This is a genomic window from bacterium, from assembly GCA_037131655.1.
Lineage (GTDB): Bacteria > Armatimonadota > Fimbriimonadia > Fimbriimonadales > JBAXQP01 > JBAXQP01.
Genome location: JBAXQP010000041.1, coordinates 1 through 13,578, shown reverse-complemented (window position 1 = coordinate 13,578; position 13,578 = coordinate 1). Strand labels below are relative to the sequence as shown.

The window sequence follows — 13,578 nt, the reverse complement described above, 5'->3', positions numbered from 1 at the left end:
GGGTGGATACTCAGTCAGTTCTTCAAGCCTTAAAAGACGGTGGTATTCAGATGCTTGTTAATGAATCGGTAGTGCTCGAGCATCAGGGAACGCCTTTTCAACTCATCGGTGTTGATGATCCTTATAAAGGCCGGGCGAATTTGGCGGAGGCGATCGCCCAAAAGGTCTTCGTCGAAAAGCCTTACCGCATTCTTCTATCCCATTCCCCCCAAATCGCTACTGACACATCATTTCCGAAAGTCGATCTTGTCTTTGCAGGACATACTCATGGGGGGCAAATAAGAGTGCCATTCATCGGCCCTTTGCTGGGTCACAATCGTTTGGAATATCAGCTTTCGCAAGGTATTTACCACCCACAAAAACTCGCCCGAATTATTAAACGCCAAACCGCCCCCACCCTTTATGTCTCAAAAGGCATCGGTACCGGCTTCATCCACATCCGCCTATTCTGCCGCCCAGAAATAACAACGGTAACACTTAGAAGCCAGATGTAATTCTTACTCTCTCACATCCGATCACAACACATAAATACATGCTAACGCTAGAGGGAGGATAAACGTAATTGTATTTAAATCCTAGTGTTTTGGCTTGACTTTCGTTAAAAGTAGCTATACATGGCAGTAGTACTTGGACTGCATATACCTTACACATGGAAGGAACCGAGTGATGCGTAGGTTGGGCGGAGTAAAGAAGATGCCTTTCAGAATACTGATTAGATCAAGAGCAGTCAATATGCTTGTTCTTGTTGCTGGATTCATGTTGTTTTTCTTCTCAAGTTCTAATTCCCAGATCCTTTCACCAAGACCTTTTAATACTATTGATGGTTTTGGTGATTTCGAATCTGATCAAGACGGTGATGGTGTTGGGGATGGGTGGTGGCTTGCTTCTTCTGTAATCGCCGGTGTTATCCCTTCAATCGATAACACCACTTTTTTAACTGGAACATCCAGCCAGAAAGTGGATATTCAGATATCTAATGCCCTTGGAGGCACCAAATATAACATTGGCCAGATGCAATACACTGACAGAACTTCTTCTTTAGTTAAACCGGGAGATAGAGTTACGATGTCTTTCGCGTTTAAGACCAGCTCTATTGTTAATAATGTTAAGCTGCACATCTTTTGCGATTATAACACCAGCCCTACTACAAACGAGAGGCAAGAATTGTTGCCTGAGCAAGTTCTTCAACCGACGCCAAACTGGACACGCTATACCTATCAATTTCAAATCCCAGCAAATACTCCATGGTTCCGATTTCATATTAGGCTTGCAACCGGCACAGGCCCGACATCCGGAACTGTGTGGTTCGATGATGTTGTGATTACCGATGGTAAACCAGATATCGTTCCAAAGAAGTACACCGTGCGCAACTGGATTATCTATGGTTATTGCAGTAAGAATAATGCCCTTACTGACATCGAAAAGTTCGAAGGCGGCCGGTATGAGCCAGATTATCCAATTAGTGGTCTAATGCGAATACGCCCTGATGCTCCTGTTATGCTTGTAGCGCGAATGAGCTATCTCGCTATAAATGGCGGGCCAGATCCTTCAAGCCCTATCGGATGGGATGAGGTTGTAAATAACCATCCGACCTGGTTGTTCAAAGATACAGACGGCAACCAATTCAATGAAAACAATAAGTTCGTTTTTGTCGACATAGGTAATACTGACTATCAACAGCTTTTTTTACAAAGGCTTCTTACTTACTGTTCGCGAATGAAGATAAAGTGGGTGTACTTGGACTGTGTTGATGCTCATGCGAAATGCACAGTAACAGGAAAAGCTCCTGCGCAATATCAAACCGATGCCGCTTGGCAAGGAGCAGTTACAAGCTTCCTGAGAACTGTTGTTCCACCACTAAAAAGCGCTGGATTAAAGGTTATCCTAAACATGGCTCATGCTAACTGGTATGAGGAACCTGGAAAAACATGGACGGAAATAGTTGATGGAACAAATTACGAACTTGGTGTTGCCAATTTCAGTCCTTTGGCCAGATGCGATCCCTACAGCAGTTGGAAAGGCAAATTACTAAGCCAAGTATATCGAAGTGATCGTTGGTATTTCATCGTTGGCCGTTCAACACGTGATGATGCCCTTGCTCGACGCTTTAGCTTGGGCACCTATTTATTAGGCTACAGCGATAAAAGTTATTACACTTATATTACGGGATCCCCCGGTCACATATGGAAAAAGGACCAGGAAATAATCGAATGGAACCCCGATCTTGAAGTTAACTTGGGGAAACCAACAGGCGCTTACCAGATCGTCCAAGGAGATATCAATACCGGCGGCCTATTTAAGCGCGAGTTTGAAAATGGCATGGTCTTGGTCAATCCTCATGATAGTGCATCCTATACTTACAATTTAACAAGCGGCTATAAAGATTTAGATAACGTAACCTTTGGGCCAGGAATAGTAACTCTCCCTTCCAAGCAAGCTCTGATCTTACTAAGTTCTCCTCGCTTGAGTATAAGTCTTATGGCCACCCCGTTAGCCCCCAAGCCAGGGGATATCGTTACCTATCGAATTACCTGCACGAATGTTGGGAAAGACCGAGCAACCAATGTTAGTTATAGTTTGCCTATTCCTACTGCGATGGACATCGTTGTTGGCAGTGTCAGTTCAGGCGGGACTTTCAACGCGACAACTCATGCGGTTACTTGGCAAGTAGCTTCGTTGGATGCAAACGCAACTCAAGTTTTGACGTGCCAAATGCGCGTCAAATAACAAGGCTCCGTGAACAATACCACTGGGCGGGTAAAATACCCGCCCTTTCCCTTTTAAAGAGTTCTAGTGACCTTGGTCAGTCCTCTTGGATTATCAGGATCGACTCCGATCGTCTGCGCTAAATGACAGGCGAAAAGTTGTCCATACACAATATAAACCAACGGGCTATATATCTCTTCGATGTCGAATTCAACTTCAATTGCGGTTCTTGCAGTGTCCAAAATATCTTTTGAGCGAGCGATTGCAATAATTTCGGCGTTATTGTCTCTCAGTTTACAGGCTATTTCATGCATCGTCCCTAAAGTTGGACCATTAGATGCAAAAAGCATGACCGGAAATCCCGCATGCACAAGAGCGAAGGGACCATGCAAGAAATCCGCCGAAGAATAAGGCCTTGCCATTACATAGCTAGTCTCAATAATTTTCAGGGCTGCTTCTGAAGCTGTCGCCCAGTTAATCCCTCGAGCAAGAATTGCGCACTGCTGAATATAACGATAACGCTCCACGACTCGTGCGATTTGCTCTTCCTTCTTGAGCGCGATAGTCATTTTATCGGCGACATCATTCAAAGCTGCAACTGGATCACTTGAACCTTTAAGAAGTTCAGAAAGAAGTGCAATAACAGCCAGTGTGCCCATATAGGTCTTCGTCGCAGCCACGCTCTTTTCTGACCCTGAGTGAATGCGCAAAGGGAACTCTGCAGTGCGGGCAACGAGTGAATTTGGATTATTTGTTATGCTCGCAGTCAATGCTCCGACTTCTCGGGCTGACTGAACAACTTCAGCTACATCCGGCGATTCACCGGATTGAGATATCCCAATTACCAAAGCGTCTCGATAATTTACTTTCCTGCCATAGAGTGTCTGTACGCTCGGGGTAGCTAATCCGACCGGCAATGAGTTCTCTATGCCCAATAAGTATTGAGCATAGGTTGCGGCATGATCGGACGTGCCACGAGCAGCAATGATTGCGTACTTAATATCCCTTTCGCGCATCGCCTGTGCAAGGCATCGAGCTGGTTCTACCTCAGCATAAGCAACGGCTCTGATAGTTTCAGGCTGTTGATGAATTTCCTGCTGCATTAACGTCATTTTTAGTCCCCTAACTTAAAGAAGCGTCTGCAAGTTCCGTCTTTGATGAGCGAGAAAGTCGACCTTCCCACCAAAAAGCATATTGAACACTCGCAAATAAGATAAGCCCAAAATCGGTTGGCATACGATATCGCGTCAATACTACAGTCAGTATCGAAAGAAAAGTAGGCACTATTAAAGTGCTATACCCAGGTAATAGCTCAAAGAAGCGTCGTCTTAAGCGCCAAGCGCCCATCAAACCTGGGATGAGGATTAGTAAATAATTAGCATCCCAAATATGAGCGAATACCTGTTCTGTTTTTGATTGTGGGTTGAAGAAAGTCATTGAAGGAAGCACCCAGGAGTAGGCAGCTTTCTTAAACCCTAAAAGCGTCCAGGCGAGCGGATTGTGGCGAACGTAATCAATAGATGCCTGGAGTTGAGAACGCCCAACCTCAATTTCCTCATATATTCCATTAGCAGGATCGTGCCGATGGGAAGTATTTGGAGGCTCAACCAATACCAAGCTGTAGGGTGGACCAAGATTGTCCATCGTGCAAAAGCCGGTTGCATTAGGTTGAGCGCCATAGTAAATGTTAATCGGCGCGTTAGTGGTAATTGATGTTATCTTATGAAATAGAAGATAGTTGCGAATCAACCATGGCGAAAGCGTTAGCCCAAGAAATAGAAATACCCCTAGAATCGGAGCAAGCGCAGATAGCCTAACGGCTCGCATCCTAGTCGCCAGCTCTGCGATAAGTACAACAAGTATAAATGCAAGAGCCGTTTCTCGGCATAATCCGACCACTCCGGCACAGACACCCATTCCTAAGACGTTCAGAAAACTCGGACGCTTTCTGAACGATATGTAAATGCACCAAAACAAAAGAAAGAGCGGCAATGAGAGGTTCTCGGAAAATAGCCGTCCAGGAAGGCGTATTTGGGGGATATAAAAGGTTATCAGAGCTAAAGCTATCAACGCTGCTCGTGTCCCAAAAATCTGTTTTATCAACCTATAAAGTAGATAGCATCCTAAAACAGACATCAGAATTTGTGCCGCAACCGTGGTTCTTGCTGCGAACGGCTCCGAGCCAGTTTGCTTTTCGAGCAATAAAGTTCCCGCTATGAAATAACAGTATCCGGGGTAACGCCATGCATAATAATGTCCTTCTTGGAACCCCTTTCCTTCGAGGATATTCACAGCTATCATTCGATATGAAGGTTCATCACCCCAAATGGGTACCCGATAAACAAGGTTAGAACATCTCACAAGCAAAGCCAGCGCCAGCAAGACAATGACCCATCTAAGTTCGATTTTTCGACTTAGCCAAAATTGAGGATTGTCTGATGTTGTATCTGAATGCATACGCAACCTCTTACTCGACACTCTTATCTCTTACTGATTAATTAACTAGATCATTCGCTATCAACTTCGGTTTCTTGTTTCGAGCGTTATTTCTGACCGTTTCTATCTGTTGCTCAGTCAAAGCTTTTTCAAAACTGCGGAAACCGGCTAACTGGAAGCCATGTTTCTTTGCTAATGTCGTGATTTCATTGACCTGCTCTATACTAACTTCTTTTCCTAAAGTAAAGTTCTCAATACACCCTTCAAGCGCTAAAATCATTGTCTCGGACATACAAGCATAAGCTGTTCCCGGAGGGAAACCAAAGTTGAAATTAAACTCAACGTTCCCTGGCGCCTGCACTACACCACCTTCAATTACTAACACATCGTTTCTTTCTTTAACGACACGTTTGGAGACATCCCGTGGCCGCGCAACATCGCATACTACAGCTCCCGATTTCAAATGCTGAGGATGAATAATCGGCATCCCGGCGCTAGTAACCGTGATGACTACGTCGGCATCCTTTAATCCATGATTAACATCTGTCTCAATCACTACTTCCCCGCGTGCAGAACCACGAACCTCAGCCTCCAGAGCAGCAAGTTTCTCCTGAGACCTTCCAATCAAAATTATCTTTCCTGCTTGGGCTGCCATCACCAAAGCGCAAGTACGTCCAATCGAACCAGTAGCCCCGACTACCGCTACTGTTGCATTCGGGATATCGATGTCCATCAACTCAGCAGCTTTAAGCGTGCCTTCCAAGGCAGTGGCAACCGTATAGGAATTACCGGTAGTAACCGCTGCTTTTAGATTATTGGCTATTGTGATACCACCATCACCTACCACACTAGTGAAAGCGCCTAACCCAATTAGCTCCGCGCCTAACTCTTCAGCAAGTTTGCCGCACTGAATTATCTTGTCATAAACAAATTCTAGCGGAAGGGTCTGCATTTGCTTGGGTGTTAGAGGACAGCCTATAAAGCAACCGGTAGCCTCTGCGCCTGTCGGTGAGACTATTCCTTTAATCTCTGAAACATGCATTGGCTTTTTATGTTTCAGCAAGAGGTTAATGACCGACTCAGGCAGCCAGCGTGCCCAAGGATACTTCCGTGCCATATCCTTTTTTGCATCTAAGGGATGAATGATAAAAGCAAATCGGTGCATACTCATTAATTCAGTTTACTCCAAGGGAAGGTGAATTCGTATTACGTAGCGCGTATTTCCGAAGAAGGTGATAGGTTACTGAATATCTTTCTCATTCTCGGGGCGACTCCCCTCCCTTCACTTCCACGCTCGGATTCAGGGGGAGGGTTCAGGAATACGAACTACACACTAATCAAAATCTATATAATTCAGCTTCCAATTCATCTTTTCTAGGGTGTCTAGGTAATCTTGGGCACAGAGTTCTTCTGGGCGTTTGCCTAGGTGGGCTACGATGACGCCTTCCCATACATTAGTGGCAAATGTCTCATTACCGATTTCGGGTGTGGTTGTGATTACCCGCTTAATCCCTGCTTGACGGAAGAAATCGATGTCGTCCTTTCGGATACTCTGAGTCAAGATGGTCTTGCCTGGAAGCTTATTGGGCATATAGCGAAGAATAAAGTTCCAGTCACCAGCAATTATATCAGCCCACTTGAACCACTTCTCATGACGAGGTTTGCGAACTTCCTGCTTTTCGCCAACAGGATAGATCATCTTAAAAGGCAAACGAGTTATGATAGGTAATAGCAAGGAAGCAATCACTTTAAGGGTACGATAGCTTTTAATTGGGAGAGGCAATGAAAGCGCAAAAAGAGCATCGCCATACACAATTTCTTTGGCATAATCGTGAAGACTTTGGGCAAGTCCAAATCGGTCAACCGCCGACACAACTAGAACCCGCGATTTAGTGAAGTCAAAAAGGCCCTCGTTTTGAATGCGTTTTACACATTCTCGTTCGAGCGTATTCTTAAGACCGCTGCCATCAACCACTGGAGTTTTTTTGGCCCCGCTTACTAATCGAGTGATTTCTTTGAATTCGTACCTTTTATCTCCAACCCAGATGTATTTATCTGCTCCACCGATCCCTAGTGCGTCGACTTTACCGTCAAGTTCGGTGAACATCTCTGCAAAGCGTTTGAAATCACCATGAGCGCTAATTCGCTTAATATGATACTGCTCGCCGAGAATATCAACCTGCGCTTCTTTATTTCGCTTTGATGAACCAAGACTAATCGATACAACCCTCTTCAACGTTACGCTCCCTCTCGTGTTTAACTATTGTAGCAGAAACCTTCCTAAAGGGTCGAGAAGGCATTTTTATAACTCAGATAGGCTTTGATTTTTATTTCGCAAACATTAAAAATAACCTGTAAAAAGTGCTGTGTTATACCGATAGTTCTGATAGGTGAATAACGGATTATGATGATGACCAACACTAGCGAGGACGAATACACTCTTACACTCACTGGAGATGTAAATTTCGACGAGATGATGCCTCTTTTGAGCGAGACACAGAACCTTTTGAATTCCCCTTTGAACACAAAGGTGGATTGGTCACAAGTCGAATGGATCCATTTTGCTTGCCTTCAGGTGTTTATTTCTTTGAAAAAGAGCCTGAATACCGTCGGCAAGTCACTTACCTTTTCACAACCTTCTCCTAAGTTTGCGCAGGCTTTACATGAGAATGGGGTCGATCAGTTGTTAGGGGATTATGAAGACTTTTCTTTAATTAAGAATACGGCTGAGATGCCGTCTGCACTTCCTAATGCAGCCTGAAAGAGCGAAAATCAGATCTATTTATTCATAAGTTAACGCCACAACCACACCCTCGAAGGCCATGTCGCGAGATTGATATTCAGGATAAGTGTCACAAGGTTCCGCATGCCGTAGGGGTGCGGTTTATGTTGTTTTAGACACTCTTAACTTTGGCCGGAGAAAATATATGGAATCGTTAACACAGATATTCTATGAGGAAGCTAATGAAATGGTGGAGCAGATGGAAACAATCCTGCTCGCCATGGAAGAAAGTAGCGCTGACCCAGAAGTAATCAATGCGCTCTTTCGCAATGCTCATTCGCTAAAAGGCAACAGCGGCGCAATGGGTTTTACGAACATCAGCCACTTCACTCACGGGCTTGAGAATTCGCTGGATGTTATTCGCAAAGGAAATCGAACGCTATCTAAAGAGTTGACCGATCTTCTCTTGAAGGGTGTTGATATCATCCGTAACTTACTAGATGCAAGTCGAACAGAAGGTGATGTCGGTGATCCTGCTTGCGCACAAATTCTAGGCCAATTAAAAACTCTCGTCTCAAGCGATACTGCTGCATTAAGAGTTGAAACACCTAAGGTAGAACCGACTCCTCAGGTAGTGACTGAACCTGAAACTCAGCCTGAAGTAGAAAAAAATGACAGCGTAGATGCCAGCAAACCGACTCGTTATCGCGTTAGCTTTTCTTCCGGGCGATTTAACGATGGCGAAAGCGACCCCCTGCGCTCGCTTATCGACTTAAAAGATTATGTAACCATTCTAAGCAGCCGATTAGAAGAAAAAATCCCCGATTTGCGTCAATTAGACCCGCTTGAGTGTTATGCCACCTGGTTCCTGGATGTGGAGACAACCTACGAGCCGGTCATGATCCGCGCCGTCTTAGAGCTTACAGGTGATGGAGCAACTGTTGAGATAGATCCCTTCGAAGATAGTGACGAAGCCGTTACGGTCGAAGTCGAAACCGCAGTTTCCCAAATAACTGATGGACAGTCAGCTAAAACTACATCAATAGATACAGCGGCACAGGCAGGCACTCGCAAACCTGCCGAAGCACAAACTATTCGTGTGGCAACAGAAAAAGTTGATGCGCTTTTCAACTTGACCAGTGAAATCGTTATTGCCCAATCGATGCTGAGTACGACGCATCAAAAAGTCATCGACGTCGAAGCGAAGATGGCAGTTGTTCAGATGGAGCGCCACATTCGTGAGTTGCACGAACGTGTCATGGCCATTCGAATGATCCCCGTCGGTTTTGTATTCAATCGATTCCCGCGAATGGTACGCGATCTAGCTTCATCGAGCGGAAAAGAAGTTAAGCTGGAAATCGCCGGTGAAGAGACTGAATTGGATCGAACTTTGCTCGAGTCTTTAACCGACCCGCTAACCCATTTGCTCCGCAACAGTCTTGACCACGGCATCGAACCACCCGACCAAAGAGTTAAACTCGGCAAGCCTCCATGCGGCACTGTCAAGTTAAACGCTTACCAAGCGGAAGGCCGCATTCATATCGAAGTCACAGACGATGGACGCGGCATTGACATCGAACGAATTCGTCAAAAGGCAATCACTCTCGAATGGATAAAAGAGGATGATCATCCTTCTGCGGATGCACTTTATGAATATTTATTCCGCCCTGGATTCTCCACCGCTGAAGTAATTACCGACGTTTCAGGGCGTGGTGTCGGCATGGACGTTGTCAAGCGAAATGTCGACAAATTGGGCGGGATTGTTACTGTCTTTTCTGAATTAGGGAAGGGATCGCGTTTCCTAATCAAAGTTCCCCTTACCCTCGCCATTATGGAGGGACTTAATTTACGAGTGGGGTCCGAGTTCTTTATCGTTCCTCTCACCTCAGTCGTCGAAACCTTCCAACCCGAAAACGTAACTCTTTGCTCGGCGTTGGGAACCTACGAAATGGTAAACGTGCGGGGAAAATTCCTGCCGCTTGTGAAGCTATGCGATTCTTTCCAAATGGAAGATGGCATCCGCGAGACTTCCAAAGGGTTGCTAGTCATCTTGGAACAAGACGATCAGCAGATAGCTCTGTTGGCAGATGAGATCATCGGCCAACAACAGGTCGTCATGAAGAGCTTGGAAGCCAACTTTATGCGTGTGCCAGGTTTCTCAGGAGCCACTATTTTAGGCGATGGGCACGTCGCTCTGATTTTAGATGCCAGTGATTTAATCCGTCGCGCTCAGACTGCACAGACATACCAGATGGACGAGGAAGCTCTTACTGCCTGATTAAGATATCAGGACTGTTTGACTTAATATTTTTTACAGCGAAGCTTGAAGTCGGAATATGCCTGTCCTAAAACTTAACGGACAGAGAACAGAGGAGGTTAGTTAATGAAAGTTACTCGCACAGAGAACCAGGGTTCGGATTCGTCTTCCCATCAGTTCTTAGCATTCGAACTGGGAAGCGAAACCTATGGAGTGCCTTTGTTGGAGGTGCAGGAAATTCGAACCTATTCACCTGCAACAAGCATTCCAAATGCGCCTGATTATGTCCTGGGGGTCATCAACCTGCGAGGTTCGATTATCGCAGTTATTGACCTGCGCACAAGATTAGGAATGCCACCGATGAACGAAGAAGACCAAAGCATTGTCGTAGTCGTTAATTTCGACGGCAAAACCTTTGGCCTGCGTGGCGATGCGGTTTCTGATGTTGTGGAAATCGCGGACGATCAAGTCCAACCACCCCCGACCATCACCATTGATGAAACAAAACGCTTCCTCAGTGGTTTAGCCCAGTTACAAGATCGAGTGATTATTTTGCTCGACACGACGATGGTGATCGATATCGATGCCGTCAGTCAGATGGTGGCTTAATACTATGGCATTTACGTTCTTTTTTAGAGACCAGCATACGCTTGACCTAATTGAGGAGCATGTTCTCCCGCAGCTCAGGACTCGTAGATATCTCGATATCTGGGATGCTGGGTGCGCGACGGGAGAAGAACCATTCACTTTAGCCATTCTGCTGCGAGAGAACATGGGGCAATTTCAATTCCGAAATGTCCGCATCTGCGCGACAGACCTCAATGGTAGTTTTGGCGACTTAATTAACAAGGCCTCCTATTCGGATGAACAAGTCAAACGAATACCGGAAGAAGTTCTTAAAAAATACTTTGTACCGGCAGGAGATTCTGGACGTTACACTCTCGATGAATCAATTAAGCAATCGGTTTCTTTCAAAGAACACGATCTAACAACTCTGCAGACAGTTAAAAAAGACTTCGGTCTGATTGTTTGTAAGAACGTCCTGCTGCACTTAAGTCTGCAACAGCGCGTTGACGTCCTGCGGATGTTCCACGATTCACTGGTAGAGGGTGGATTTCTGGCAACAGAATCAACCCAAAAGATGCCCGTGGAAGCTCAAAAATGGTTCCGCCCTGTCGCATCGGACGGCCCCGTTTTTCAGCGAATCAACTAAACCAGTTAATCTAGAATTTCAGGAGATTAGAGACCATGATTAGATTTTGTAACTTAAAATTCTCTATAAGAGTGATAGTCGGCTTTACCCAGATGGTGTTGCTAGGCTTCGGCGGAATTGCTCTGGCGACCCCGTCCACAACCTATTGGACGCCCTGCACCATCGACATACAACCAGCCGGCGTAACTCATCTTGGAATTGATGACTACTTCTCCGCAGGTTCGACCGAGACCGGCGCGCAGTTTCCGACGGATCTAGGCCTGACTTTCGGCGCTAACTTGCCCGGCAAGATGGCCGCAGAGTTCGGTATTGACCTGCTTTTACCGGGATCAAACCCACTCTTCTTTAACGCTAAATTCGGTTACCGGGAGGGTGTCCTTTCAAAGGATGCTCCGGCGATACAGTTGGGGTTCTTTAATTTCGGCACACGAAATGATGTTACGAACCAAAACATCGCCTATCTAACGATTGGCAAAAGCCTACCAGGTGGCCGTACCAGACTTGCCGCTTCTTACTATCTTGGTAATGACAAGGTGCTCGTAAACGGCGCTGGTGACAATGAAAACCAGGGATTTATGGTGGCAATTGACCACGCCTTAGTTCCTGGCAAGGTCGTTCTGGCGGGTGATTACGCCTCTGGCGATAACGCCATAGGTGGAGGCGGAGTCGGCGCTTACTACTATTTCACCAAGGACATCAGCCTGCTCGCCGGGCTGGTATGGTTCAACGACAGAAGTCTGAACGGTCCGACAAAAATAACCGTTCAGCTAGACGTGAACTTTTAAAAGTCGGCCTGATAACCGAAAGGTAGGCTGACTGATCCAAAGATACATGCGCAGTAACGGGGTCTTGGTTGAAATGCCGCACCGAGCCAAGCCTCCGATGTTGACAAGCTACCCGTGAATAGGTTCAACCTGCGCGGGAGCGATGAGTAGACGGGCGGCGCCAATACAGAGAGGATAACAATTATGAATAAACTTAAGTTGGGACCCAAGTTAATAGGTGGGTTTGTGTTCGTAGCGCTGATCGCTATCGTGATCGGCATAGTGGGGCTTAACGCCATCAAGGATTTGGGCACAGTTAAGCTGCCGAGTGTTCAAAGCTTGCTGGTTATCAGCGAGGCGCAAACGGCAGTGGATGGCTCGGAGAATCTTCTGTTAAATAGAACATTAACTGGAGATCTCCGCGCGGCGCAGTACAAAAGATTCGACGAAAAGTTCAAGGCCGCCAAAGAAGCCCGGGCAGTCTACGAACCACTTCCTCAGACTGCTGAAGAAAAAGTTGTCTGGGACAAGTTTGTCCCTGCATGGGACAAGTGGGTAGCGGATCATAATGCTTATGTCAATCTTACCAGATCTTGGGAGGCCGTTAAGTCTGATAAATCGAAAGCTGATTCTATCCACAAACAAATGGTTGAATTAGGCACGGTAACGTTAGGAAAGTCATTCGATGAAGCCGAAGCGTTACTAAACAAGGTCGTAGAGATCAACACAACCACTGCCGAGGCCTCAGCCGTAACCGGCAAGCGCACCATGACGGTGGCGATGATACTTGGTTTCTTGATCGCCATTGCACTCGGCCTGTTCCTCACCACGTCAATTACCAAACCGATGACCAAAATGGTGAAGGCTGCCGACAGTATCTCGTTGGGTGATGTGGACCAAAATATCGACCACCAATCTGGAGATGAGATCGGTCAGTTGGCCCTCTCGTTCCAGAAGATGATCGCATATATGAAGGGTCTAGCCGGCGCCGCGGATTCGATCAGCGTGGGCGACCTAACAGTCACTGTTACCCCCAAGTCAGATGCTGACGTTTTAAGCAAGGGTCTGGCAAAGGTCGTTACTACCCTCAAAAGCCTCGTGCATGAAGCCGGCTTACTCTCAACCGCTGCGGTTGCAGGCAAGTTGGATACTCGCGGTGATACGACACAATTCGAAGGCGGTTATCAAGCGATCGTCCAGGGTGTCAACGAGACACTCGACGCCGTCGTCGGTCCTTTGAATGTTGCTGCCGAATACGTCGAGCGAATCAGCAACGGCGACATACCTGCCAAAATCACCGACACCTACAACGGTGACTTCAACGAGATTAAGAACAACCTCAACAAGTGTATCGTTGCTGTCAACACACTGGTAGCCGATGCGGCCATGCTGTCAAAAGCAGCGGTTGAAGGTAAGCTGGACACACGCGCTGATGCCACCAAGCACGGCGGAGACTTCGGTAAGATCGTCACCGGCGTCA

The 13,578-nt window shown here is 46.4% G+C and carries 12 protein-coding genes; 8 read left to right on the top strand and 4 right to left on the bottom strand.

What is annotated here, in order from left to right; genetic code table 11:
• Window positions 1-494 (top strand): hypothetical protein (locus WCO51_03450; GenBank protein MEI6512312.1); only part of this gene is annotated, 494 nt, incomplete at its 5' end.
• A gap of 199 nt (window positions 495-693) precedes the next feature.
• Window positions 694-2,727: a putative glycoside hydrolase gene (locus WCO51_03445; GenBank protein MEI6512311.1), complete on the top strand. Its 2,034-nt coding sequence runs from the start codon at window positions 694-696 to the stop codon at window positions 2,725-2,727.
• A gap of 53 nt (window positions 2,728-2,780) precedes the next feature.
• Here the strand turns inward: WCO51_03445 and WCO51_03440 are convergent, their stop codons facing one another.
• The 4 genes from WCO51_03440 to WCO51_03425 form a co-directional block, all read right to left on the bottom strand.
• On the bottom strand, window positions 2,781-3,818 hold the full coding sequence (locus tag WCO51_03440; GenBank protein ID MEI6512310.1) for an SIS domain-containing protein: 1,038 nt from the start codon (window positions 3,816-3,818) through the stop codon (window positions 2,781-2,783).
• A 10-nt stretch (window positions 3,819-3,828) separates the two neighbouring features.
• Window positions 3,829-5,163 carry a glycosyltransferase family 39 protein gene (locus WCO51_03435; protein MEI6512309.1) on the bottom strand — a complete coding sequence of 445 codons (1,335 nt, stop codon included), beginning with the start codon at window positions 5,161-5,163 and terminating at the stop codon, window positions 3,829-3,831.
• A gap of 37 nt (window positions 5,164-5,200) precedes the next feature.
• A complete protein-coding gene (locus WCO51_03430; GenBank protein MEI6512308.1) occupies window positions 5,201-6,313 on the bottom strand; it encodes a shikimate dehydrogenase in 1,113 nt (370 codons plus the stop codon).
• 162 nt (window positions 6,314-6,475) lie between these two features.
• Window positions 6,476-7,378 carry a quinate 5-dehydrogenase gene (locus WCO51_03425; protein ID MEI6512307.1) on the bottom strand — a complete coding sequence of 301 codons (903 nt, stop codon included), beginning with the start codon at window positions 7,376-7,378 and terminating at the stop codon, window positions 6,476-6,478.
• A 168-nt stretch (window positions 7,379-7,546) separates the two neighbouring features.
• On the opposite strand from WCO51_03425, the gene WCO51_03420 reads away from it, so the two are divergent.
• The 6 genes from WCO51_03420 to WCO51_03395 all read left to right on the top strand — a co-directional run.
• Window positions 7,547-7,903, top strand: coding sequence for an STAS domain-containing protein (locus tag WCO51_03420; protein MEI6512306.1), 357 nt, complete (start codon window positions 7,547-7,549; stop codon window positions 7,901-7,903).
• A 166-nt stretch (window positions 7,904-8,069) separates the two neighbouring features.
• The gene (locus WCO51_03415) at window positions 8,070-10,142 is read left to right on the top strand and encodes a chemotaxis protein CheA (GenBank protein ID MEI6512305.1); all 2,073 of its coding nucleotides are present in this window, start codon (window positions 8,070-8,072) and stop codon (window positions 10,140-10,142) included.
• 105 nt (window positions 10,143-10,247) lie between these two features.
• Complete coding sequence (locus WCO51_03410) at window positions 10,248-10,730, top strand: chemotaxis protein CheW (protein ID MEI6512304.1); 483 nt, start codon at window positions 10,248-10,250, stop codon at window positions 10,728-10,730.
• Complete coding sequence (locus WCO51_03405; GenBank protein ID MEI6512303.1) at window positions 10,705-11,334, top strand: CheR family methyltransferase; 630 nt, start codon at window positions 10,705-10,707, stop codon at window positions 11,332-11,334. The genes WCO51_03410 and WCO51_03405 overlap by 26 nt, the downstream gene beginning before the upstream one ends.
• 35 nt (window positions 11,335-11,369) lie before the next feature.
• The gene (locus WCO51_03400) at window positions 11,370-12,119 is read left to right on the top strand and encodes a hypothetical protein (protein MEI6512302.1); all 750 of its coding nucleotides are present in this window, start codon (window positions 11,370-11,372) and stop codon (window positions 12,117-12,119) included.
• Between the two features lie 183 nt (window positions 12,120-12,302).
• Window positions 12,303-13,578 (top strand): HAMP domain-containing protein (locus tag WCO51_03395; GenBank protein ID MEI6512301.1); only part of this gene is annotated, 1,276 nt, incomplete at its 3' end.